Annotated in this window: 17 protein-coding genes and 1 pseudogene; 10 read left to right on the forward strand and 8 right to left on the reverse strand. The window is 62.8% G+C overall.

Annotated features, from left to right (window positions below):
- Positions 1 to 205: 205 nt before the first annotated feature.
- The 4 genes from BFQ00_RS07785 to BFQ00_RS07800 form a co-directional block, all read right to left on the reverse strand.
- A complete protein-coding gene (locus tag BFQ00_RS07785; RefSeq protein WP_065933090.1) occupies positions 206 to 2557 on the reverse strand; it encodes a TonB-dependent receptor in 2352 nt (783 codons plus the stop codon).
- Position 2558: 1 nt separating this feature from the next.
- Complete coding sequence (locus tag BFQ00_RS07790; RefSeq protein ID WP_083227321.1) at positions 2559 to 4961, reverse strand: hybrid sensor histidine kinase/response regulator; 2403 nt, start codon at positions 4959 to 4961, stop codon at positions 2559 to 2561.
- Positions 4961 to 5764, reverse strand: a complete 804-nt coding sequence (locus BFQ00_RS07795; protein ID WP_065933091.1) for a response regulator transcription factor — start codon at positions 5762 to 5764, stop codon at positions 4961 to 4963. Before BFQ00_RS07795 ends, BFQ00_RS07790 begins: the two co-directional genes overlap by 1 nt.
- Positions 5765 to 5908: 144 nt before the next feature.
- Entirely contained in the window at positions 5909 to 6847 is a 939-nt protein-coding gene (locus tag BFQ00_RS07800; RefSeq protein WP_065933092.1) for a LysR family transcriptional regulator, read from the reverse strand.
- Between the two features lie 150 nt (positions 6848 to 6997).
- Between BFQ00_RS07800 and BFQ00_RS07805 the strand changes: the two genes are divergently transcribed.
- Complete coding sequence (locus BFQ00_RS07805) at positions 6998 to 7843, forward strand: SDR family NAD(P)-dependent oxidoreductase (protein ID WP_065933093.1); 846 nt, start codon at positions 6998 to 7000, stop codon at positions 7841 to 7843.
- Positions 7844 to 8070: 227 nt separating this feature from the next.
- Positions 8071 to 9693, forward strand: coding sequence for a methyl-accepting chemotaxis protein (locus tag BFQ00_RS07810; RefSeq protein ID WP_065933094.1), 1623 nt, complete (start codon positions 8071 to 8073; stop codon positions 9691 to 9693).
- Positions 9694 to 9696: 3 nt separating this feature from the next.
- Here the strand turns inward: BFQ00_RS07810 and BFQ00_RS27820 are convergent.
- Both BFQ00_RS27820 and BFQ00_RS07820 read right to left on the reverse strand, forming a co-directional pair.
- Positions 9697 to 9888 (reverse strand): annotated as a pseudogene (locus tag BFQ00_RS27820) (LysR family transcriptional regulator); the annotation flags it as partial.
- Positions 9889 to 10140: 252 nt separating this feature from the next.
- Complete coding sequence (locus BFQ00_RS07820; protein ID WP_065933096.1) at positions 10141 to 11895, reverse strand: sigma-54-dependent Fis family transcriptional regulator; 1755 nt, start codon at positions 11893 to 11895, stop codon at positions 10141 to 10143.
- Between the two features lie 270 nt (positions 11896 to 12165).
- Here BFQ00_RS07820 and BFQ00_RS07825 point away from each other — a divergent pair, with 270 nt between their 5' ends.
- The 3 genes from BFQ00_RS07825 (at position 12166) to BFQ00_RS07835 (ending at position 15511) form a co-directional block, all read left to right on the forward strand.
- Complete coding sequence (locus tag BFQ00_RS07825; protein WP_065933097.1) at positions 12166 to 13641, forward strand: benzaldehyde dehydrogenase; 1476 nt, start codon at positions 12166 to 12168, stop codon at positions 13639 to 13641.
- A gap of 73 nt (positions 13642 to 13714) precedes the next feature.
- Entirely contained in the window at positions 13715 to 14482 is a 768-nt protein-coding gene (locus tag BFQ00_RS07830) for a coniferyl-alcohol dehydrogenase (RefSeq protein WP_065933098.1), read from the forward strand.
- A gap of 81 nt (positions 14483 to 14563) precedes the next feature.
- Positions 14564 to 15511: a SphA family protein gene (locus BFQ00_RS07835; protein ID WP_065933099.1), complete on the forward strand. Its 948-nt coding sequence runs from the start codon at positions 14564 to 14566 to the stop codon at positions 15509 to 15511.
- Here BFQ00_RS07835 and mhpT read toward each other — a convergent pair.
- The gene (gene mhpT, locus BFQ00_RS07840) at positions 15489 to 16697 is read right to left on the reverse strand and encodes a 3-(3-hydroxy-phenyl)propionate transporter MhpT (protein WP_065933100.1); all 1209 of its coding nucleotides are present in this window, start codon (positions 16695 to 16697) and stop codon (positions 15489 to 15491) included. The genes BFQ00_RS07835 and mhpT overlap by 23 nt on opposite strands.
- Positions 16698 to 17006: 309 nt before the next feature.
- Between mhpT and BFQ00_RS07845 the strand changes: the two genes are divergently transcribed.
- Positions 17007 to 18332: an OprD family porin gene (locus BFQ00_RS07845; RefSeq protein ID WP_065933101.1), complete on the forward strand. Its 1326-nt coding sequence runs from the start codon at positions 17007 to 17009 to the stop codon at positions 18330 to 18332.
- A gap of 5 nt (positions 18333 to 18337) precedes the next feature.
- On the opposite strand, the gene BFQ00_RS07850 is transcribed toward BFQ00_RS07845, so the two are convergent.
- Positions 18338 to 18826 (reverse strand): MarR family winged helix-turn-helix transcriptional regulator, encoded by a 489-nt coding sequence (locus BFQ00_RS07850; RefSeq protein ID WP_056858004.1) that lies wholly within the window; start codon positions 18824 to 18826, stop codon positions 18338 to 18340.
- Positions 18827 to 19039: 213 nt separating this feature from the next.
- On the opposite strand from BFQ00_RS07850, the gene BFQ00_RS07855 reads away from it, so the two are divergent.
- The 4 genes from BFQ00_RS07855 to BFQ00_RS07870 all read left to right on the forward strand — a co-directional run bounded on the left by BFQ00_RS07855 (position 19040) and on the right by BFQ00_RS07870 (position 24564).
- Complete coding sequence (locus BFQ00_RS07855) at positions 19040 to 19870, forward strand: p-hydroxycinnamoyl CoA hydratase/lyase (RefSeq protein WP_010567568.1); 831 nt, start codon at positions 19040 to 19042, stop codon at positions 19868 to 19870.
- Positions 19871 to 19946: 76 nt separating this feature from the next.
- On the forward strand, positions 19947 to 21395 hold the full coding sequence (locus tag BFQ00_RS07860; protein ID WP_065933102.1) for an aldehyde dehydrogenase: 1449 nt from the start codon (positions 19947 to 19949) through the stop codon (positions 21393 to 21395).
- Between the two features lie 62 nt (positions 21396 to 21457).
- On the forward strand, positions 21458 to 23332 hold the full coding sequence (locus tag BFQ00_RS07865; RefSeq protein ID WP_065933103.1) for a feruloyl-CoA synthase: 1875 nt from the start codon (positions 21458 to 21460) through the stop codon (positions 23330 to 23332).
- Complete coding sequence (locus BFQ00_RS07870) at positions 23329 to 24564, forward strand: thiolase family protein (protein ID WP_065933104.1); 1236 nt, start codon at positions 23329 to 23331, stop codon at positions 24562 to 24564. The genes BFQ00_RS07865 and BFQ00_RS07870 overlap by 4 nt, the downstream gene beginning before the upstream one ends.
- Positions 24565 to 24839: the final 275 nt, after the last annotated feature.

Genomic DNA, 24839 nt, shown 5'->3' on the forward strand with positions numbered 1-24839 from the left:
CCGGGATTTTTTGTCGATCCCGGTGCAAATGTGGGAGGGGGCTTGCCCCCGATGGCGGCCTCTGGGCTGGCCAGGATGCCGGGGGCATATCCGCTCCTGCGTTCAGCCAGCATGGTTTGACGGGGCGCCTGAGATCAAGATCAAGAGCGCCTCGCTTCGCATCGTGGTTACGTTTGGCGCTGCAGCGTTGTGTAGATGCCTATGGTCAGTAGCGAAGCCTGACGGTGGTGCCAAGCGTGCGTTCGCTGCCGGTCATGACGCCGTAGTCACCGGCGCCGAGCAATGAGTACACGGCGCTGATGTACTGGCGGTCGAAGACGTTGCGCACCCAGCCTTCCACTTCCCAGGCACGGTCCTGGCTGCGTAACCCAAGGCGCAGGTTGGTCAGGCCGTAGCCGGGTTGATAGCTGCCTTCGCCGCCTTCGAGGGTGCCGTAGTAGCCGGTCCTGAAGCTGTAGTCGATAGCGCTGTAGGCTTGCAGTCCATACGCAAGCGGGTGGACGTGGTCGAGGCCGGCGCTGAAGCTCCATTGCGGCGCGTTGTAGAGACGATCGCCGCTGAGGTCGCAGTTCCACTGGCCCGAGGCCGGGGGGCAGGGGGCGTTGGGGAAGCTGCGGTAGCGCGCATCGCTCCAGGCCAGGCCCAGGCGGACGGTGAGCGGGGCGGCGAGTTGCCAGGAGGAATCCAGTTCGATGCCGCGCAGGCGGACTTTGCCGACGTTGATCAGGTTGTCGCGCAGCGGTGGCGCGAACGGCGAGGTCGGCGGGCTGTAGGTGAGCGCCTGGTAGTTGTCGACGTCGGTCTGGTAGACGGCAAGGTCGAGCATGGCGCGCTCTTCCCAGAAGCGCGTCTTCACGCCCAGTTCCAGTGACGTGGCGCGCTCCGGTTCGAACGTGGGGGCGGCGAATGGGCCGACCACGTCGAAGTTGATCCCGCCGGCCTTGTAGCCCCGCGACGCACTGACATAGCCCATCACCGCATCGTTGAAGCGGTAGCTGGCGCTGAGCAGGCTGGAGAGGCTGTGTTCTTCAATCGAATCTTCGCGGTAATAACCACCGCCGAGTGCGATGCCACGCAGCAATTGCCCGCCCGCCTGGAAAGCCGGAGGCAATCCATTCAGCGGAGCGAGGTGGCTGACGTCGCGCAAGATCCAGCCGTCCTTGCGTTCCTGGCTGTAGCGCAGGCCGCCGGTGAGTTCCAGCCGATCTATCGGACGCCAGGACACCTGACCGAAAACGGCGCGGCTGTCGCCTTTCTGTTCGCCATCGGAGCGTTGCCGGGCGCCCTCCAGCAGCATGGCCGGCACCTGGTCTGGCGCGGTGAAGGTGATGCCATAGTTTTTTTTCAACGACGCCAGTTGGTCGCCGACGAACCATGGCGCGGCGTCCTTGCCGAATTCGACGTCGATCCTGCGGTCGAGCTGCTGACGCAGGTAATAGAGCCCGGCCACATAATCGATGGACGGGCCCGCCGTGCCGGACACACGCCATTCCTGGCTGAACTGCCGGTGACCCAGCGCGGTTTCGGACTCGGCGACCGACAGCGCAGTGCTGTCGCCGTCGCGGGTCGCGCGGTAATCCCAGTCGCGGTAGGCGGTGATGCTGGTAAAACGCGTGGCCGCGTCCAGGTCCTGGTTCAACTCCAATGACACGCCGTTCTGCACGGTCTGCGGACGGCCCGGTGCGTCGACGCGTGTCTCGCGTTGGTAAGGGGAGGGTCCTGCCAGCGCATAGCCAAGGAACCTGGCGCGCTGGCGCGTCTGGGCGCTGTAGTGGCTGGCCAACAGCACATTGCCGGCCTCGTTTTGCTCGGCATGGTCGGCGATCAGGCGCGCGCTGAAGTCCGGGTTCGGCGTCCACAGCAATTGCCCGCGCAGGCCCTGGCTGTCGGTGTCGCCGAGGCGCGTGCCATCCTGCAGGTTGCGCACGGAGCCATCAGCCGAACGGTTGAACACGTTGAGGCGCCCGGCCAGAACGTCATCCTGCAGCGGCCCGGAAACCACGCCGCGATATTCGCGCAAACCGTGCTCGCCCTGGCTGGCTTCAAGGCTGGCTTCAGGTTCAAAGGTGGGTGGGCGGGTGATGATGCTCAGCGCGCCGGCGCTGGTGTTCTTGCCGAACAAGGTACCTTGCGGCCCGCGCAGGACTTCGATGCGTTCGATGTCCATCAACTCGGTGAAGGCCATGCCCTGGCGCGCCTGGTAAACGCCATCGACGTAGGTGCCGACGCTGCCTTCCAGGCCATCGTTGTAGGGGGTGGCGCCCAAGCCGCGCAGTCCGAACCCGGCGAAGCGGGCGTCATGACCGGACACCACCAGGCCGGGTACCCGCTGCTGGATGTCCTGAAGCCGATGCAGGCCGGCCTCGTCCAGTTGATCACCATAGAGGACGCTGATTGGCATCGGTACGTTTTGCACCGCTTCCTCGCGGCGCCTGGCGGTGACGGTTGATTCATCCAGCGTGAGCAGGCCGGGGGCTTCCGGTCCGGCATTTGCCGGCGCCCAGGGCAGTGCCACGACACAGCCGAGCCAGAGCAGCGGATAACCTGGACCCGGCATGCTAAACCTCCCTGGCCATCTCGCGACGCACCGTGTCCGGGCAGGCCAGCGCCTTGACCCTGGCCAGCAATTCTCGGCTGTCGGCGGGCTTGAGCAGTACCGCGTCGAACGCCAGGGCATCCGGATAATCCTGCGGCCTGCGTGGCGGGATCGCCGAATACAGCATCACGGGCAGAGGCCCGCAGTGATTGCGCACTTGCCGCAGCAGCTCCCAGCCGTCCATGCCGGGCATCATCTGGTCGCTGATCAGCAGATCGACCGTTTGTGCGGCCAGGCAGGCCAGGGCGGCTTCGCCGTCCGCCGCCAGGCTCACGTCAAACCCATAGCCGGCCAGCAGGTCGTACAGCCATTCGCTGTTCTGCAAGGCGTCATCCACCAGCAGAATATGTTTGCCCCGGCCGTCGAGCGGCGCGGCGTTGTTGTCGACGATGCCCAATTCCAGATCCTGTTCCCCGGCGCAGTTGAGTCGCAGGCGAAAACTGAAGTGGCTGCCGCCCTGTTCACTGGCCTGTGGTTCGAGCCGGCTGTCCATGCGCGCCAGCAACTGCGTGACAATCGACAAGCCCAGCCCGCTGCCGTCATAGCGCTGCGCATTGCGGCCGCGGCGGAACGGTTGCAGCAGGTGTTCGAACTCGTGTGGGTCGATGCCGATGCCGGTGTCGATCACGCTGAAGCGCAGCGCCACGCTCTCGGCCGTCGCGCCCGGGTCAGCGCTGACTTCGAACCGGATCTGGCCGTCGCGGGTGAACTTTGCCGCGTTCGCCAGCAGGTTCATGAGGATTTGCCGAAGACGTGTGAAGTCAGCCTCGACCAGTGGCGGCAGGTCATCGGCCAGCCGCGCTTCGAAGGTGTTGCCCTGGCGCGCGGCGAGAAAGCCGGCCTCATCAATGATCTCCTTGAGGAAACCGTACAGGTAACCTGGTGCGAGGGTCAGTTGCATGTGCTCCAGTTCGCCACGGGAAAATTCGAGCATTTCATCGATCAGTTCCAGTTGCTGGCGCGCATTGCGTTCGATCGTGGCCGGATAATCGCGTTTCGGCCCGGCGTGCAGCAGGCGCGCATAGTCGATGATGCGTACCAGCGGCGAGCGCAGGTCGTGACTGATCCGCGCCATCAGGGCGCTGCGCGCCGCCAGGGATTCGCGCAACTGCGCGGTGCGCAGCGCCACCGTGCTTTCCAGGCGTTCGTGTTCGGCCTGGCGTTGTTGTTCAAGGCTGGACAGCGCGTGCCTTTCACGGTCGCGGCTGCGCACGACTTCCATGATCAGGGTGCACACCAGCAACGCCACGCCCGCCAACGTGGACGATAAGCTGTATTTGCTGGCCGGCGACTGCCAGGGCAACTGTTCCTGCGGGAAGAACATCCGCATCAGCAATTGGCCCAGCAAGAGTCCCGGCACCAGCCAGGCCATCCAGCTGTAACCCAGGCGGTGGCGCCAGGCCATGCATAACGTGGCGAGCAGCACTGCGTAGAAGCTCATCAGCGACCATTGGACTATTTGCGCGCCCTGAACTGCATCGACGTTCAGCCACCAGAGCCGGCCCACAAGGCAGCTCGACAGGGGCACCCAATAGCTCCAGCCAATGGCTTTGGGCAGGCGCGATACCTGCAACAACACACGCATGTAGGCCAGGAACAGGACGAACGAGACTACGCTGGCGCAGGTCAGCCACTCGCGCGTCCAGCCCAGCGCAGCGGGCCAGTAGACCAGGTAGCCGTTGAGGATGCCGGTCAGCAGGATGTAGCTGAGCACCGCACCCGCATTCACGGTCAGCAACCGGGAGCGCAGGATCCAGCCGACGATCAGGCCGAATGGCACGACCAGCACGACGATGCCAAGGGTGAGTCCGTCGCTCAGGTAGGTCTGTTGCTGACTGCGCAACAGCGCCGGTTCCGACCACAGTTGCGGCTCCAGCAGCAGTTGGAAATAGCCGGTCACGCGGATGAGCACCGTGACGTGTTCCCCGGCGGCCAGCGAGATCGGGAACGCGGGCTGACGCGAGGGGGGCTGGGGCCATTCGATCAAGGGATGGGCGCTGCCGGCACGTGCATCGCTCCAGTGTCCATCGGCGCGCTGGTAGACGCGAATGTCCTCCAGGCGCGGCGCCCCGACCACCAGCAGGCGCGAACACGCCACGTCGCTCGCGTTGGTGAGCTGCACGCGCAACCAGAACGCCGAGCGGCTATAGCCTTGGGTCGGCCAACCTGGGCGTGGGGTGGCGAAACGCGCTTCGGGCAGTCGAGCAATATCGTCAACGCTCAAACGGGCCTGGGTATCCTCGAACACATGCAGCGTGGGCATCAGGTCCAGGTGCTCGGCCCGGCACATATCCACGGGGGCGGCGCGCAGCAGGCCTGCGAATAGCAATGCCATTGTCAGCAACAGGCACTGTTGAAATCGCATCAGGCCTGCTCGTTGCCCAGGGAGTGCTGGCGGAACTGGCTGGGCGTCATGCCGATGCGCTGGCGGAATGCGGTGGTGAAGTTGCACGCATTGCGAAAGCCCACCAGTTCGGCGACGTCCTGCACGCTCATGGCGCTTTCGCAGAGCAGTGCCTGGCCCCGACGCAGCCTTGCATCGCGAATGTAGGCGAACACGGTCAGCCCCAGGTGCTCACGGAAAATCGCCGAGAGGCGTTTTTCATGGGTGCCGACTTTTTGTGCCAGGCAGGGCAGGGAGGGTATGTCGTCCAATTGATGTTCAATCACGCGCATGGCCGCCCTCAACACGATTTCATCGCCTTGCGGTGCTGGCTCGGCCAGGCTGGCCTGAACGGGCGGCGGCGCTCGCCAGGTCAATTGCAGATGAATCCGGATGCGCGCCAGCACTTCCTCGGGAGCGTAGGATTTGGGGATGTAGTCCACCGCGCCCACGGCCAGCCCTTCGAGGCGTTCCAGTGAAGTATTTGCCGATGACAGGAACAGGATCGGCGTATGCCGGGTGGCCGGCGCCTCGCGTAACAGCCTGCACAGGCTGAAGCCGTCCATGTGTGGCATGTGAACATCCAGCACGATCAGGTCCGGACGCATGGCGAGTGCCCGTTGATAGCCCTGATGGGCATCGCTGGCAACCGAGACGCGCCAGGACTGGGTCTTGAGCAGAATGAGCGTGGCACGGATATCTTCAGGGGCGTCGTCGATCAGCAGAATATGCGGCACCGCGTCCTGCGCAGTCGCTGCCTGCCTTTCGTGGTGGCCATTGTTCATTCGCCAGGTTCTCTTATCTGTTTTGTTGCCGCGACATCGTCAGCGAACCCGGGGGGATTCGTCGGCAGGCCTTCGCTCGAGCGTTGTCTGCCTGCCGGATTGCCGCACTTTAGAGCGTTTTGCAACGATAAGTCACGTCACGCCTTAGCTGACCTGGGCGGCCAGCGTCCTTTCAACCCGGGAGTCGGCGTTGAAGTCGAGGAGGGAAATAAAGCTGTCCATCAGCGGTGATTGGTTGAGGGTGTTCCAGCCCATATACAGGCCGATCGATGGGTTGGGGGCGGCGGTCAGCGTAGAGATCCGGCGAAACAGGACCTTGTCGCGCGTGATTGAGTTGGCAATTGACTCAGGCACCAGCGCGACGCCAAAACCACAGGCCACCAAGCCGATCAAGGTCTGGATCTGTGCGGCCTCCTGCACCACCCTGGGATAAAAACCGGCAGCTTCGCACAAGGCGATAAGCTGACTGTGATAGCCGGGGCCCAAGGCTTCGGGGGTGAATACGAAGTCTTCCCCGGCGAAATCCCGCAAGTCGATCGGGCCCTCCTCAGCCTTGGGGTGATGAACGGGCAGCGCCAGCACGATCTCTTCATTCAGCACGAGACGTGATTCGAAGTTTTGCGCGGAAATCGGCAGCTGGCGCATGAAGGCGATATCCGCTTCTGCGCAGAGGATGGCCTTGGCCTGGCTGGCGGAGGGCATCTCCCGGATGACCAATTGGACCTTGGGAAAGGCCTCGCGAAACTGACGCAAGGTATTGAGCAGCGACTCGTAGCCGGCGATCGATACTGCGGTCACCGTCAGTGTGCCCGCGATCCCTTCGGACACTTGACGGGCACGTTCGATGCCCAGCTCCAGCTCCTTGAGCGTGCTGTAGGCAGCCTTCAGGAACGCACCGCCGGCGGGGGTCAGGTTGACCCCGCGTTTATTGCGGGTGAACAGCCTGAACCCCAGTTTATCTTCCAGCCGATTGATCGCCTGGCTCAACGGCGGCTGGGCCATGTGCAGGCGCAGGGCTGCCTTGTGGAAGTGCAACTCTTCAGCCACGGCGATGAACTGGCGCAGCAGGCGGGTTTCGATCATTTCTTCTGTTCCTTCATTGAACTGATCAGCAGGCTTACATGGACTCGACATTAACTTGATATTAATCAGGTATCAACTTTGGCCGCCGTTAGTATTAAACAGGTCCGACAGACATTGTTAGGGTAAAGGGCACTCCAGAGGAAATAGTCAATGAACTTTACCGGAAGAACTGCGATTGTAACGGGCGCGGGTCGGGGGCTCGGCTTTAGTTATGCGCGCCTGTTAGCCACTTTGGGCGCCAACGTCGTGATCAGTGATGTCGGGGCCGATAAGCTCGGCGCAGGGGGCGATGGTTCGATTGCCATGCACGCGGCACACACCCTCAAGGACAAAGGGTTGCGCGTGGTGGGGCATCACGGTGACCTGTCCACCGAACAGGGTTGCCAGCAATTGGTGGAAAAGGCCATCGAGGCATTTGGGCAACTCGATATCCTGATTCACAATGCCGGTTGGGTCGGTTATCAACCCATTGAAGAGGCTGACGCACTGTTCATGGGGCGCGCGGTGGATATCAATATTTATACGCCCGTATGGTTATGTAAGTTTGCCTGGAAATATCTGAAACACTCCACTGCTGCGCGGGTCGTGCTGACGTCTTCCGACCGTGCGATGTATCAGCACTACGCGCAACCGGGCCTGGTGGCGTACGCCGCCGGCAAGATGGCCCAACTGGGCATCATGAACGCGTTGAGCATCGAAGGCGCACCCGTGGGCATCCTGGTCAACGCGGTATCGCCGGTGGCCAAGACGCGTATGTGGGGCGTGACCGAAGCGCCGGAAAACCTCAAGCCCGAATGGGTGGCGCCTGGCGTGGCCTTTCTGGCATCGCAGCAATGCAAGGATTCGGGTTATGTGCTGCGCGCCAGCAACGGCCAGTTCACGGCGACGCGGTTTGTCGAAAACCCGGGTGTCGACTATCCCGTCGATCTGGCCCGCGTCAAAGCCGCCAGTGCCGAGCAGGTTGCGCAACGTTGGCACGAAATCAAGGAGTGTTGAGTATTTCTGCTCAGCATGCGGTGACTTTTCCGAGGTCGAGTTCTCTGTTCTTTGGTTGTGGGATCTTTCGACGTACGTTTTCGTACAACACGTGCTAAAGAAAGAAAAAGCGCGCCGATACAATCGTTGAGGTTTGAGTAAACCAGGTGTTCTGCGGGTTTGCCTTCGTAGTGTGCATTTACACGCCTCTATACGGCCAGGGAAAGGCCCATCTCGGGACTTACACAATGCTCAACAAACTCAGCATTTCGCAAAAGCTCTATGTCAGCTTCTTCATTATTGTGTTGTTGATTGGACTGTTGGTAATAAGCGCTTACCGGGGCTTCGGGCAGGTTGAAGAGGCGACCAGGAGTAACGTTCACAGCTATGAGGTTCTCAGTGGCATTCAGGTAGCGCTAGAACAATTGATCAATATTGAAACCGGCATGCGCGGTTTTGTCATATCGTCAAAAGATGCTTTTCTGGAACCGACGATAGCGGGAGAAAAACGCTTTGGCGAAGTGTTGGCCCTACTGAAAAACCTGACGGCCGATAATGCGCAGCAACAACAACGCCTCGCTGCATTGGGCGACACCCAGAAGCGTTGGATCGACGAAGATGTCCACCCGATCATTGCCCAGCGCCGAGATTTGACCCAGCGCAATGCACCTGACGAAGAGCTGGGCCAGCGCATTGCATCGGGCGCTGACAAGACCAAGATGGACAGCATGCGCGCTGTGTTATCGCAGATTGCTGACGCCGAGAACAAACTCCTGGATACCAGAACTCAGCAAATGACCGACGCCAAGCATTTTGCGTTGGTGGTCCTGTTTTGCGGCGGCGTTGCAGCGGCGATTCTGTCCGTGATTCTGGCCACGTCTTTGGGTCGAAGCACCACCGCGCGCCTGCAACTGGCGATTGACGCCGCCACGGCGATTGCCAACGGCAGACTCGACACCGTGATCGACACAAGCAGCCATGACGAGTTGCCCAAAGCCTTTGACCGTATGCAGAACCGCCTGCGTGAAATGATTCAACAGATCAGTCAGGCCGCCAGTCAACTGGTCGTGGCTGTGCAGCAAATCTCAGGTGCATCCGAGCAGCTTTCCGGCGCCATTCAAGAACAATCAACGTCGGCGTCGATGATGGCGGCCACCGTCGAAGAACTGACGGTCAGTATTCATCACGTCTCCGAAAACGCGGATGAAGCCCACAAGTTGGCGACCCGTTCAGGCCAGCAGTCGAACGACGGTGCGCAGGTCATTGAAAATACCCTGTCCAGCATGATGGGGATTGCCAAGACGGTGCAGCTTTCCTCCACCCAGGTCGCGGGGTTGGGTCAACACTCGGAGCAAATTTCCTCGATCGTCAGTGTCATCCAGGGCATCGCTGATCAGACCAATCTACTGGCACTCAACGCCGCGATTGAGGCGGCTCGCGCGGGTGAGCAAGGTCGTGGGTTCGCGGTGGTAGCCGATGAGGTGCGGCTGCTGGCGCAGAACACCGGCAAGTCGACCAAGGAAATCGCGAGCATGATCGAGAAAATTCAGCTTGGCGTACGCGACACCGTTGAAAGCATGCGCAGCGGCGTTCAGGAAGTGGATCATGGCGTGGAAATGGCGGGTACTGCCGGTCACGCCATTGTCGAGATCCGCGACAGCTCGGACAAAGTCCTGAAAGTGGTCGATCAAATCTCGTTTGCCTTGCGTGAACAAACGGCTGCAAGCCAGGATGTTGCGCGTAATGTCGAGCGCTCAGCGCAGATGGCTGAGCAAAATAATATGTCCGTCCAGGAGTTGCTTAAAACCAGCGGCGGATTAAAAAGCCTCGCCACCAGCCTGCAACTTGAAGTGAGCAAGTTTCAGCTCTAGCATTAAGCGTTTGCCGTCATGCAGGATGTGCAGCAGTGGAAACTGCCGCAGATCCGGCGGCTGGCCATTGACGAACAACTCCGGGCTGGCCACTGCCATATGTCGTTCCATCACCAGCAACTGACTGCTGCAATGGTTGGCCGCTTCGAGGCCGAAGCGGATGTGCCAGTCGATTTCCGCGAGGTTGTCGTTACCGTGTGCTGCCTGGATAAATGCGGCGCCTGTGAGTTCTTCGCGAGCAAGCTCGCTCCTACAAGGGATTGCGTGCTCCTTGCAGGAACGAGGTTTGCGCGCGAAAGCGTGCTCAAGAACACCAATGTCAGGCGCCCCGTTAAACCACGCTGGCACACCGAGCCCAGGCGAGGTGCCGAGTGGTGGGGCAAGAGACGGATATGGACTCGATCTGAATACTTAATTGGGTAAAGCTTTTAAAGCACTAATTGCCATTCAAGGGGTTTGCCGCTGGTGCTTCTTCATACGGTAGGCAAATTGAGCACGGCTGAGCCCTACGAGTCTGGCGGCCGCGGCCAGGTTGCCGGCGCTTTGTTGCAACGCTTCAGTGATCAGGCGCGATTCAAGGCCTTCGATGGAAACCCCCTGGTCCAACGGGTCGAGGGTACCCAGCAGCGTCGCGCGCGGCGCCTGCGCGGTATTTGACAGGCCACCCTGGTCGTCGAGGCCATAGGGCTCGGCGGGCATCGGTTCGTTGCGAAACAGATGCACCAGGTCAATGGCCTGGCCTTCATCGCTTGCAATCAGGCCGCGTTCGATGAGGTTTTGCAGCTCGCGCACATTGCCCGCGAAGTCGTAGCGCAGCAACGTCTTCAGGGCGCGCATCGTCAGGCCTGCCGGGGTCCGGGCGTAGTCCTGGCAGAAGCGCGTCAGGAACGCATTGATCAGCAGCGGGATGTCGTCCCGGCGTTCACGCAGCGGGGGCAGGGCGATGGGGTATACATTCAGCCGGTAGAACAGGTCTTCGCGAAAGCTTCCGTCTGCCACCGCTTTACGCAGGTCGATATTGGTGGCGGCCACCACGCGCACATCCACCTTGATCCCGCGCACCCCGCCGACCCGTTCGATTTCCCGTTCCTGCAAGGCTCGCAGCAACTTGCTTTGCCCGGGCAGGCTGAGGCTGGTGATTTCATCCAGGAACAGGGTGCCACCCTGGGCCCGTTCGAACCGCCCGGGGCGCGAGTGCGTAGCGCCGGTGTAGGCGCCGCGTTCGACACCGAAGAGTTCGGCCTCCACCAGGTTATCCGGGATGGCGGCGCAATTGAGTGCCACAAACGGGCTGTCATGGCGACGACTGAGCTGGTGCAACTGGCGCGCAAACATCTCCTTGCCCACGCCGGACTCACCGCTGATCAGCACCGTCGCGGGCGTCAGTGCAACCCTTTGCAGCGCTTGCATCGCCGCGTTGAACGCGGCACTGGCGCCCACCAACGGTTGCGGCTGGCGGGTTCCGCCACTGCTGGCGACGAGGCCTGCGAGCGTGGGGATAGCAGGGCCAGTGACGGCCTGGGACACATTCAGGTAGCGCAGGTCCTGCTCGACATCACCCCATTGCTCGGCGGTCTTGCCAATCACGCGGCAACGGCGATGGCCCATGCCGCGGCATTCCACTTCGCGGAAAATCACCATTTGCCCGAAGAGACCACTGACGAAGCCGATGGCATAGCCGGTTTCGGTCCAGCACACCGGGTCCTGGCCGATGCCGTAGGCCCCCACATGTTCATCGGCTTCGCACGAGTGGTGCCAGAGAAATTCCCCTTCATAGAACCCCGAATCGGCATCGAACTTGAAGTGCAGCGGTTCGACCTTGGTCATGCCTTCCAGGGTGTGCAGGTGAGTCCCGGCGCGAAACACCGCGGCGGCATCGGCCTGTGGCCAGCGCTCGCGGATCAAGCGCGCATCCCGTGCGCCGGAGGCATAACCGGTGCGGGTGAACAGGCCCCGGGCCTGGTCCAGTCCCAGGCGCTCGATGACCTCGGCGCGCAGGGCGCCGAACGACGAACTGTGCAGCAACAACATACGTTGATCGTTGAGCCAGATGCGCCCGTCTTCGGGGGAAAAAAACAGGCAGTCGGCCAGTTCCGCCGTGGTGGGCGAGCTGCTGTCACTGAGTTGGCGACTGTCGCCGCGCGGAGGGTAGGGCGCGGTGGCCACCCGGTCGTCGGGCAGCGCGCTGTGGGGATTAGTCATTGTTATGCCCCTGCAAAGCGAGTGATCGATATGAGCAACTGCTCAGATAGTTATAAAACATAACCTTATCAATTGAACAAGTGGCAGAGCCCGGGTTTTTTGCCGGTGAACGCCCCAGGCGTGTGAGCGCTGCGTGGCAGGCCCCGACCCAGAGCCCTCGCCGGTTTATGTACGCGCCTTTGCGTGCAAGCGGCACAGCCTTTGCTCAAGACCGGATGCGGCGTGTGCACCCTGTGCAGACGATGACAATTACAAGAACCGGAGCTGCCAATGCCAGTGTCTGAGACCACCCCCTTTCTACAGCGGGCCATCGCGTCCGAATGCCTGTTCAACGGCGACTGGATTCCTGTTTCGGGATCTGTGATTGACGTGATTGAACCCGCCACCGGCGAACCCCTGATGCGTTGCGCCATGGCCAATGCGGCCGACATCGCCATCGCCTGCCGCAGCGCGGCTCTGGCGCAGCCTGCCTGGGCTGCGTTGGGCCCACGGGAGCGCGCCGAGGTATTTCGCAGAGCGGCGGACCTGGCCCAGCGGTCCTTCGCCGAGCTGGCGCTGTACGTCGCCCGGGAAACCGGCGGCGCGTTGTTCAAGGGCGAGCACGAAGTGCGTGAAGCGATTGTGCTGCTGCATCAGGCGGCGGGGCTGTTGTCCCAACCTCACGGGGTGGTACTGCCCAGTGCTGCCGGCCGACTGTCCTATGCACGGCGCCAGCCCCACGGCGTGGTCGGGGTGATTTCACCGTTCAACTTCCCGCTGGTGCTGTCACTGCGTTCAGTGGCTCCGGCGCTGGCGGCGGGCAATGCCGTGGTGCTCAAACCCGACCCACAGACTCCGGTCAGCGGGGGGTTTCTCATTGCCCGGCTGTTCGAAGAGGCGGGCTTGCCCAAGGGCCTGCTGCAGGTGTTGCCCGGCGCGGCGCCGGCGGGGGAAGCGCTGTGCCGCGATCCGAATGTGCGGATGATTGCATTCACCGGGTCCACGGCGGCGGGGCGCAAAGTCGCTGAAGTGGCCGGTCGACACCTGAAAAAGGTTGCACTGGAGCTGGGCGGGAAAAACCCGCTGATCATTCTCAAAGACGCCGACCTCGACCTGGCCGCGAGCAATGCAGCCTGGGGCGCCTGGCTGCATCAGGGGCAAATCTGCATGGCGACCGGGCTGATTCTCGTGCATCAATCCATCGCCGAAAGCCTCACCCGCAAGTTGGTGGACAAGGCGCGGGCGCTCACTGTGGGCAATGCCGCCCAGGGTGAAGCGGCGCTCGGCCCGTTGATCAACCAACGGCAACTGCAGCGCGTGCACGAGATCGTCAGTGACAGCGTACAGGCCGGCGCACGGCTGGAGGCGGGCGGCGACTATGACCGGTTGTTCTACCAGCCCACCGTGCTCAGTGGCGTACGTCCGGGCATGCGCGCCTTTGAGGAAGAGCTGTTCGGCCCGGTGGCCACGGTGGTCAGTTTCTCCACCGACGAGGAAGCGATCGAACTGGCCAACCGCACGGAGTACGGCCTTTCGGCCGCCATCATCTCGCCGTCGGTCGGGCGCGCCATGGCCATCGGTGAGCGGCTGGACTGCGGCCTGCTGCACATCAACGACCAGACCGTGGCCGACGAATGCATCAACCCGTTCGGCGGGCGCGGTGCCTCCGGCAATGGCGGCAGCGTCGGCGGGCCGGCCGACTGGGACGAGTACAGCCAGTGGCAGTGGGTCACGGTGAAAAATACGCCGCCTGTCTATCCATTCTGAGCCGTGGCCGTTCCGGGCCCTGGCGCATCGCTTTGATACACCCATGCCTATACAAAAATAAGAGGGCTTGAACATGAACCTGCACAACAAAACCCTGATTGTCACCGGTGTCGCTTCCGGCATTGGCGCCGAACTGGCGCGGCTCGCGCGTTTCCAGGGTGCCACGGTGATCGGCGTTGATCGCCATGAACCGCAACTGACCCTGGATGACTTCTTCCAGGCTGACCTGGGCGACCCGGCCAGCATTGATGCGCTGGTGGCGCGCCTGCCCGCGCGGGTCGACGGGCTGTGCAACATCGCCGGGGTGCCCGGTACGGCGCCTGCGCAAGCGGTGGCCACGGTCAATTACCTGGGGCTGCGGCACCTGACTCAAGCGCTGCTGCCACGCATGCCGGCGGGCGGCAGCATCGTCAATGTCGCCTCGGTGCTTGGCGCGCAATGGCCGCAACGGCTGGAGCTGCACAAGGCCCTGGCCGCGACGTCCAGCTTCGAGGCGGGGCAGCAGTGGCTGGCGGCCAATCCGGTGGAGCAGGCCAGCTGTTATCAATACTTCAAGGAAGCGCTGATCGTGTGGAGCTTCCAGCAATCCCAGGGCTGGTTTCGCGATCACTCGGTGCGTATCAACTGCGTGGCGCCGGGGCCGGTGTTTACCCCGATTCTCGGCGATTTCGTCAGCATGCTCGGGCCGCAGCGGGTGGCCGAGGACAGCCGGCGCATGACCCGTCCAGCCCTGGCCGATGAGGTGGCGGCGGTGATTGCCTTCCTCTGCTCGGACGCTTCGCGCTGGGTCAACGGGGTCAACCTGCCGGTGGATGGCGGGTTGGCCGCCACCTACGTGTAGGGCCTGCCACAGCGTTAAATCCCGGTGCGGCCCCTCCGTGCCGGGAGTCTTGAACAACAACAAAAATACAGGACATACAAGATGCTCAAGCCTATCTTGCGGACGGTTGCGGCCACCACGTTTGTCGCACTGTCACCGATTGCACATGCTTATGACCTGCCCGGACTCAACCTGGGCACCACCAGTTTCTACGACGGCTCACCGGCCCCGGCGGGGCCTGGCTGGTACCTGGAGGAATACCTGACGTACTCCCGAGCGAGCCGTTTCAACGATGCCCACGGCAACAAGCTGGCGTTGCCCAGGCAGGACGTGGAAGTGGTGGCGCCCACCACGCAGATCATCTACGTCGGCCAGCCCCTGGCCAATGGCGCGATGCCGGGATTCACCCTGATCAACACCTCCCTGGCCCATGTGAATGTCGACGATGGGTTGAACAATGCGGCGCTGAGTTCCCGTGCCGGCTTTGGTGATCTGACGGTCGGTCCCTTCCTGCAACTGCCGACCCTGAGCCGCGCCGATGGCAGCCCGCTGTTGACCCAGCGTGTGGAGGCTGATGTGTCGATCCCGGTGGGAGCCTATGACCGCAATCGTTCGATCAACCCCGGCAGCAACTTCTGGTCATTCAACCCGTATTACGCGGCGACGTACTGGTTCAGCCCGAAATGGTCGGCGAGCGGGCGTTTCATGTACCTGTGGAATGGCAAGAATGACGATCCGCAGGCAGGCTTCGGGGATGTTTCCGATACCCAGGCCGGCCAGGCATTGCATGCCAATCTGACGCTGCAATATGCCCTGAACCAGCAACTGAGCGTGGGGGTCAACGGCTACTGGTTGAAGCAGATCACTGATACCCGGGTCGACGGACACGCCGTGAGCGGGCGCCGGGAGAAGGTCTGGGCCATCGGCCCAGGCCTGGTTTATGCGTTCAGCAAGGAAGAGGTGCTATCGGTCAACGCCTACTTCGAACAGCAGGCTGAGAACCGCACCGAGGGCAACAAGCTGGTGCTCAATTGGCTGCATAAGTTCTAGTGGGCGCCGTACGCACCATCACGCTGATGATGGTCAGTGCGGCAATCACCACTCCGGGGGACGTCGCCAGCAGTACCCCGGCGGTGCCGGCGCCGGCGGCAAGGAGTTGCCCGGCCGCCAGGGGCCCGGCCACCGAACCCAGGCGGCCGACGGCCACGGCGGCACCGACGCCGGTGGCACGCACCGAGGTGGGATACGAGGACGGTGCCGAGGCGTACAGCACCAACTGCGCAGCCATCACGAACAAGCCGGCGGCAAAACCAGCGATGGCCATGGGCACGATGCCCACCGACAACCCGACCCCGGCCAACGCCGCCAGCAACCCGGCATACACCGACAACACCACTTTGACGGCATTGCAGCGGTCCAGCAGCACGCCGCCGAGCAGCGAACCCAGGGCGCCGCCGATATTGAAGAGCATCTGCACCATGCCCGCCTGGGGTTTGCTGAATCCCTGTTCCAGCAACAGCGACGGCAGCCAGTTCAGCAGCATGTACATCACGGTCAGGGTGAAGAAGTAGCTGAGCCACAAGGCCAGGGTGGTACGGGCGCGACCCTCGCCGAACAGTGCCTGGCCGGTGGACGGGCGGGCGCCGTGGGGGGTGTCGAGCTGTTGGCGAAAGGCGCTGGACTCAGGCAGCAGCAGGATCATCAACGGTACGGCCAGCAAGGGCGCCAGGCCGCCAATGATAAACGTGGTCTGCCAGTGCTCACTGGAAAACATCGCCACCACCGCGGCCAATGCACCCCCCAGCGGCACCCCGCAGTACATCACGCTGATGGCCGTGCCACGGTTGCGTTCGCTCACTGCTTCGGCGCACAGCGCGATCAGGTTGGGCAGCGCGGCGCCCAGGCCCAGGCCGGTGAGGAAACGCACCAGCAACAGGGTTGAGTAGCTGTCGACAAACGCGGTGCTCAGGGAAAACAGCCCGAACAGCAGCACGGCGCTGACCAGGATTTTCTTGCGCCCGATCCGGTCGGCAACCCAGCCGCCGAAGAACGCCCCCGGCAGCAAGCCGATGATGCCGACGCTGAACACCCAGCCGAGCATCTTCGGGTCCAGGGCGAAGGTTTGACGCAACCCGGCGGCGGCGGTGCCGGCGGCTTGCAGATCGAACCCTTCGATCAGCGCAACGATAAAGCACAACGCAATAGTCAGCGTCGAACGACGCGATGAACTGTCCATGGCAAACCTCATTGTTGTTGTTTTTGTTGGGGTGGCGAGCTTGAGTGGCTGCTGAGGATTAAGATAACAAATATAACTAAAAAATGAATGGTGGAATAAATCACTCAAAAAACAAGAATAAAACCATAAAATTCAACGTATTGAGATATCGACTCATGGGTGGCTAAAAAATAGATAGCTTTATTAATGTTCGATTATCGGTCGGTTACGGTTGACGAGTCACCTCGGCTGTTTCCATTCTTGGCTCGCGAGGCTGACAGGGCCGAGCGTGTGCCAACCCAAAAACAACAACAAAAATGGACATCGAACATGCCAGAACTCCCTATGGAGGACGCCGTTGCAGCGGCGTCCGTCTCCTGTGCGTCGAACACCACTCCACGCCGGCTGCTGGCCTTGCTGGCCTTGAGCGTGCTGCCCGGTTCGCTGTGGGCTGCAGGCTTTATCGACGACAGCCACGGCACCCTGACCTTGCGCAATTACTACCTGGACCGTGACTACAAGGACGACGGTGCGAAGACCGCCGCGCGGGAATGGGCCCAGGCGTTCATCCTCAACCTGGAGTCGGGTTACACCCCGGGCCCGGTAGGCTTTGGCCTGGATGTACGCGGGTTGATGGGGGTCAAGCTCGACTCTTCGCCGGACCGCAGCGGTACCGAGTTGTTGCCGGTGTCGGCCAGCGACAAGCGCGCCGCCGACGAGTACTCGCGCCTGGCCCCAACCGCCAAGCTGCGGTTCGCCCAAACCACGGTCAAGGCCGGCGATGTGTCGATCTTCCTGCCGTTTGCCTTTGCCAGTCCGTCGCGGCTGCTGCCGCAAACCTTTCGCGGCACCACCTTGAGCTCCAGGGACATCGATGGCCTGACCCTCAACACGGGCTATATCGACCGCATCAACAAACGCGACTCCACCGACTACCAGGCCATGACGATCGCCTCGCCCAACCGGCGCTTCAACGCCACCGCCACCACCTCGCACCTGGCTTACGTCGGCGGTGATTACCAGGTCAACAAAGACCTCAGCCTGCGCGCCTATCACGCGCAGATCGCGGACCTCTACCAGCAGGACACCCTGGCGCTGCTGCACAACCTGCCGGTGGGCGATGGTGTGCTCACCAGCGACCTGCGCAGTTTTTTCAGCCGTGAGGATGGCAGTGCCAAGGCGGGCAAGGTGGATAACCGCAACCTTTCGGCGCTGTTCGGCTACCGCCTGGGCGGCCATCGCGTCAGCCTTGGCTACATGCACTCAAGCGGGGAGACGGCCACGCCCTATATCTCGGGAACGGAGTTGATGGGCATGAGCGAACTGACCATGAGTTCGGACTTTCTCAACGCCAAGGAGCGCACCTGGCAAGCCATCTACGACTATGACTTCGCGGCGGCGGGGGTGCCGGGGCTGAAGACGCGCCTGCGCTATGTGCGTGGCGACCACATCGAACTGGGCGCTTTCAACGCCGAGGATCGCAAGGAGCGCGAGTTCCAGATGGAGCTGGGGTATGTGATCCAGAGCGGCCCGCTGAAGAACGTCGGGTTCATGGCGCGCAAGTCGATCTACCGCAATGACTTCCCCAGCGGCGCGGCCTTTCGCGATGAAAACCAGACCCGTTTTCTGGTGCTCTACACCGTGGCGCTCTGGTAGGCCGATCAGTCCTGGTAGACCTTCTTCAGCAAGCGCAGCAGCTCTTCACGTTCCTGGCCGTCGAGGGCGGCGGTGGCGTCCAGGTCACTTTGTGCGGCGATTGCCTTGAGTTCCTTGAGCAGGGTTTCGCCGCTCTTACTGAGGAAGATCCCGTAGGAGCGCTTGTCCGGCTTGCAGCGTACCCGCACGGCGAGGGCGCGGCTTTCCAGCTTGTTCAGCAACGGCACCACCTGGGGCGGCTCAATGGCCAGGGCGCGAGCCAGGTCGGCCTGCATCAGCCCGGGGTTCTGCTCGATGATCGCCAGGGCCGAGAACTGCGCCGGGCGCAGGTCGTGGTCCGACAACCGGCCGATCAGGTTCTGGAACAGCTTGAGCTGGGCGCGGCGCATGGCGTAGCCGATCAGATCGTCCAGGGCTGAATCCAGCGGCGGCCGTACCTCGTCGTTGTCGGGCAGGGCCTGGCTGGCGGTGGCGATGTTGGAAGGCTTGGCCATTGGCAGTGCAATCCTCATAAGGTGCAGGTTAATAAGACTATCTAGTTTGCCGGTGTTGGCGCGCTATGGCTATGCCGGGTTTTCACAGCGCCAGCTACGCGTGGGTTTTAAGCAGGAAAAATATTGGTTATCTAGATTAATAGTTAATTGACATAACTATATTTGCGGTTTAATTTCGAATCATCTTCACCCCCAGAACAAGAGCGTACCGCCATGAGCAATTACGAAGGCCGTTGGACCACAGTCAAGGTTGAGATCGAAGAAGGCATCGCCTGGGTCATTCTCAATCGTCCGGAAAAACGCAACGCCATGAGCCCCACCCTGAACCGGGAAATGATCGACGTCCTGGAAACCCTCGAGCAGGACCCTGCCGCCGGCGTGCTGGTCCTCACCGGTGCGGGCGAAGCCTGGACGGCGGGCATGGACCTCAAGGAATACTTTCGCGAGGTGGATGCCGGCCCGGAAATCCTCCAGGAAAAAATCCGCCGCGAAGCCTCGCAATGGCAATGGAAACTGCTGCGCATGTACGCCAAGCCGACCATCGCCATGGTCAATGGCTGGTGCTTCGGCGGTGGCTTCAGCCCCCTGGTGGCGTGCGACCTGGCGATCTGCGCCGACGAAGCGACCTTCGGCCTCTCGGAAATCAACTGGGGCATCCCGCCAGGCAACCTGGTGAGCAAGGCCATGGCCGACACCGTGGGTCATCGCCAATCGCTGTACTACATCATGACCGGCAAGACCTTCGGCGGGCAGAAAGCCGCCGAAATGGGCCTGGTCAACGAAAGCGTGCCCCTGGCTCAACTGCGCGAAGTGACCATCGAACTGGCGCGTAACCTGCTGGAGAAAAACCCGGTGGTGCTGCGTGCCGCCAAGCATGGCTTCAAGCGCTGCCGCGAACTGACCTGGGAGCAGAACGAGGATTACCTCTACGCCAAGCTCGACCAGTCGCGCCTGCTCGACACCGAAGGCGGTCGTGAGCAGGGCATGAAACAGTTCCTCGACGACAAGAGCATCAAGCCTGGCCTGCAGGCGTATAAACGCTGAAGGGCGCGGCCGCCTGGCCGCGCCGTTGTACCCTGCTTGAACGTATTCCCGATAAAGACAATAAAGAGGAATCACCATGCTGGACGTGCCCCTGTTGATCGGCGGCCAGTCGTGCCCCGCCCGTGACGGTCGAACCTTCGAGCGTCGCAACCCGGTGACCGGTGAAGTGGTCTCCCGAGTGGCCGCCGCGACCCTGGAAGATGCCGACGCCGCGGTCGCCGCCGCCCACGCCGCGTTCCCCGCATGGGCGGCGCTGGCGCCCAACGAGCGCCGCACCCGCTTGCTCAACGCTGCCGAGCAATTGCAGGCGCGCAGCAGCGAATTCATCGCCGCCGCCGGCGAGACCGGCGCCATGGCCAACTGGTATGGCTTCAATGTGCGCCTGGCGGCCAATATGCTGCGCGAAGCAGCGTCGATGACCACCCAGATCACGGGGGAGGTGATCCCCTCCGACGTCCCCGGCAGTTTCGCCATGGCCTTGCGTCAACCGTGTGGTGTGGTGCTGGGCATCGCGCCGTGGAACGCGCCGGTCATCCTCGCCACGCGCGCCATCGCCATGCCGCTGGCCTGCGGTAATACCGTGGTGCTCAAGGCCTCGGAATTAAGCCCGGCCGTGCACCGCCTGATCGGCCAGGTGTTGCAGGACGCCGGCCTGGGCGATGGCGTGGTCAACGTCATCAGCAATGCTCCGGCCGATGCCGCCGCGATTGTCGAGCGGCTGATCGCCAACCCGGCCGTGCGGCGGGTCAACTTCACCGGTTCGACCCACGTGGGGCGGATTGTCGGCGAACTCTCGGCCCGTCACCTCAAGCCGGCATTGCTGGAACTGGGCGGCAAGGCACCGTTGCTGGTGCTCGACGATGCCGATCTTGACGCCGCTGTGGCTGCGGCGGCCTTTGGCGCCTATTTCAACCAGGGCCAGATTTGCATGTCCACCGAACGCCTGATCGTCGATGCCAGGGTCGCCGATGCGTTCACCGCCAAGCTGGCGGCCAAGGTCGCGACCCTGCGAGCGGGTGATCCCTCGGCGGCGGATTCGGTGCTGGGCTCCCTGGTGGATGCCAGCGCCGGCACACGCATCAAGGCCCTGATCGACGATGCCCTGGCCAAGGGCGCGCGGCTGGTGATCGGCGGCCAGCTGGAGGGCAGCATCCTGCAGCCGACCCTGATCGATGGCGTCACCGAACACATGCGCCTGTACCGCGAAGAGTCCTTTGGCCCGGTGGCCGTCCTGCTGCGTGGTGAGGGGGATGAAGCCTTGCTGCGCCTGGCCAACGATTCCGAGTTCGGCCTGTCGGCGGCGATCTTCAGCCGCGACACCGGGCGTGCACTGGCGCTGGCGCAGCGGGTCGAGTCGGGTATTTGCCATATCAACGGGCCGACCGTGCATGACGAGGCGCAGATGCCGTTTGGTGGGGTCAAGTCCAGTGGGTACGGCAGCTTTGGTGGCAAGGCGTCCATTGAGCACTTCACGCAATTGCGCTGGGTGACCTTGCAGAACGGGCCACGGCATTACCCGATCTGAGCAGGCGTCGCGACATAACAATAACAAGGCGGCTGTGATCCGCCTTGCTGGAGGACATCCTTGTGAGTTCCGAATCCCGACCGCAACCCCAGCCCGCACCGCGATACCGCGAGGTCTCCATCGGCCACCCGCCGGTGGCGGTCACTGAAGAACACGGCGTGTTGCACATGCGCTCCCTGGAGCCCCTGGCCGAGTTGCCGGCGCGCCTGCTCGATCGCCTGGTGCATTGGGCTCGGGTACGGCCCGAGCAGACGTTTATCGCGGCACGCCAGGCCGGTGGGGATTGGCGCCGTGTCAGCTACCGCGAGATGCTCGACAGCGTGCGCGCGATTGCCCAGGGCCTGCTCAGCTACGGGCTGTCGGCGGACAAGCCGCTGGCATTGCTGTCCGGCAACGACATCGAACATTTGCAGGTCGCCCTCGGCGCCATGTACGCCGGTATTCCGTACTGCCCGGTCTCGCCGGCGTACGCGTTGTTGTCCCAGGATTTCGCCAAGCTGCGGCATGTCTGTGACCTGCTGCAACCCGGGCTGGTGTTCGTCAGCGATGCGGCGGCCTACCAGCGTGCGATCGAGGCGGTATTGCCGGCCGAGACCCCGTTGATCTGCGTGCGCGGCCAAGTGCCCGGGCGCAGCCAGATAAGCTTCGCCAGCCTGCTGCACACGCCGGGGGGCGCTGAGGCCGAGCAGGCCTTCAATGCCACCGGTCCTGACAGCATCGCCAAGTTTCTCTTCACCTCGGGCTCGACCAAATTGCCCAAGGCCGTGATCACCACCCAGCGCATGCTCTGCGCCAACCAGCAGATGCTGTTGCAGACGTTTCCGGTGTTCGGTGAGGAGCCTCCGGTGCTGGTGGACTGGCTGCCGTGGAATCACACCTTTGGCGGCAGCCACAACGTCGGCATCGTGCTCTACAACGGCGGCACCTTTTATCTGGACGACGGCAAGCCCACGGTCCAGGGTTTTGCCCAGACCTTGCGCAACCTCAAGGAGATTTCGCCCACGGCTTACCTGACGGTGCCCAAGGGCTGGGAAGAACTGGTCAACGCCCTGGAACAGGACGCCGCGTTGCGCGAATGTTTTTTTGCGCGGATGAAACTGTTCTTCTTCGCCGCCGCCGGCCTGTCCCAAAGTATCTGGGATCGCCTCGATCGCGTAGCCGAACAGCACTGCGGTGAACGCATCCGCATGATGGCCGGGCTGGGCATGACCGAAGCCGCACCGTCCTGCACCTTCACCACCGGGCCGTTGTCCATGGCCGGCTATATCGGCTTGCCCGCGCCGGGCTGCGAGGTGCGCCTGGTGCCGGTGGACGGCAAGTTCGAAGGGCGCTTTCGCGGGCCGCATATCATGCCGGGATACTGGCGAGCCCCCCAGCAAACCGCCGAGGTGTTCGATGAACAAGGGTTCTACTGTTCAGGAGACGCGATCAAGCTCGCCGACCCTCAGCAGCCGCAACTGGGCCTGATGTTCGATGGGCGAATTGCCGAGGATTTCAAGCTCTCTTCCGGGGTGTTTGTCAGCGTTGGTCCGTTGCGCAATCGCGCGGTGCTCGACGGCTCGCCCTATGTGCAGGACCTGGTGATTACCGCCCCCGATCGCGAGTGCCTCGGAGCACTGGTGTTCCCCAGGCTCTACGAATGCCGTCGGCTGGCGGGCCTGGACGCCGACGCCAGCGACGCCGACGTGCTCGGCAGCGCGCCGGTGCGCCAGTGGTTCGGCGATTGGTTGCAACGCCTCAATCGCGGGGTGACCGGCAATGCCAGTCGCCTGGAATGGATTGCCCTGCTCGACGAGCCGGCGTCCATCGATCGTGGGGAAATCACCGACAAAGGTTCGATCAACCAGCGCGCCGTGCTGCAATGGCGCGCGGCCAAGGTCGAGGCGTTGTATCGCGGCGAAGAGGCCACGATCCTGCGTGCCGAGCCGAAACCTTGAACGGGCAGTATTCGGCATTTGCCGATGTGGCGATTCTCGAGGCCGTGCGCACCCCCTGGATTGACTTGGGTGGCGCACTGTCTCAGGTCTCACCCATCGACCTGGGGATCAAGGTGGGCCGTGAGGTACTGGCCCGTGCGGGTATTGAACCGCAGGCAGTGGACAGCGTTCTGGCCGGCTCCATGGCCCAGGCCAGTTTCGATGCCTACTTGCTGCCTCGGCATATCGGCTTGTACAGCGGGGTGGCGCAAGCGGTCCCGGCACTGGGGGTGCAGCGCATCTGCGCCACCGGTTTCGAACTGTTGCGCCAGGCTGCCGGGCAACTGCGCGACGGCGGGCAACTGGCCTTGTGTGTGGCCAGTGAATCCATGTCGCGCAACCCCATCGCGGCTTACACCCACAGGGGCGGTTTTCGTCTTGGCGGTGAGGTCCAGTTCAAGGATTTTCTGTGGGAAGCCTTGTATGACCCGGCCCCGGGCCTGGACATGATCGCCACGGCCGACAACCTGGCGCGCCGTTATGGCCTGGGCCGCGAGGCGGTGGACCGCTACGCCTGCGCCAGCCACCAGCGAGCGTTGCAGGCGCAGCATGACGGCGCTTGGGTTGACGAGGTGGTGGCGGTCGATAACCAGGTATTCGAGCTTGAGGGATACCAGCCCAGAGGCATCAGCCTGGCGCGTCGGACCGGTGCCGTCAGCGCGGACAGCCACCCTCGGCCCACCGACCTTGCGAGCTTGAAACGCTTGCGCGCCGTGCATCCCGGCGGCGTGCAAACCGCCGGCAACAGTTGCGCCGTGGTGGATGGCGCGGCAGCGGCCTTGGTGGGCCGCGCCTCGGCCTGCACGCGGCCGGCCCTGGCGCGGTTGCTGGCCAGCGCGGTGGTCGGCGTGGCCCCCGAGTTCATGGGCATTGGCCCGGCGCCGGCGATTCGTCTGCTGCTGCAACGCAGCGGGTTGAATCTGGATGACATCGGCCGCTTCGAGATCAACGAAGCCCAGGCCGCCCAAGTGCTGGCGGTGGCCCATGAACTTGAGCTGGACAGCACCCGCCTCAACGTCCAGGGCGGCTCGCTGGCACTCGGGCATCCACTGGCTGCCACTGGCCTGCGCCTGGTCATGTCCCTGGCCCGACAACTGCGTCTGCACAACCTGCGCTACGGGATTGCCGCGGCGTGTGTGGGCGGCGGGCAGGGCATGGCGCTGCTGATCGAGAACCCTGCTTTTCGCGCTTGAGTGCGTGATTCTTTTTTGTCGATGAGGTGTCCCGATGTGGAGCTATGAGGCGCCCCTGCGCGATATGCAATCGAGCGTGTGCAGATGCGTGCACCGTCAAGGCCCGAAGAGGTGGCGGCCCGGTTGGCGCCTTTGCTGACGCCCATCATCAAGGTCTTGTTCACCGAGCAGGGCTGGCGAAACACCTGGGTGCCATAGAGGGGGCGCGCGCCGCACTGGCGTTCGTCTGACGGGATCGGATGCTTGCGGTACTATGGCAGGCCACGTTTTCTGGA

It is taken from the genome of Pseudomonas sp. 28 E 9 (assembly GCF_900004785.1).
Lineage (GTDB): Bacteria > Pseudomonadota > Gammaproteobacteria > Pseudomonadales > Pseudomonadaceae > Aquipseudomonas > Aquipseudomonas orientalis_A.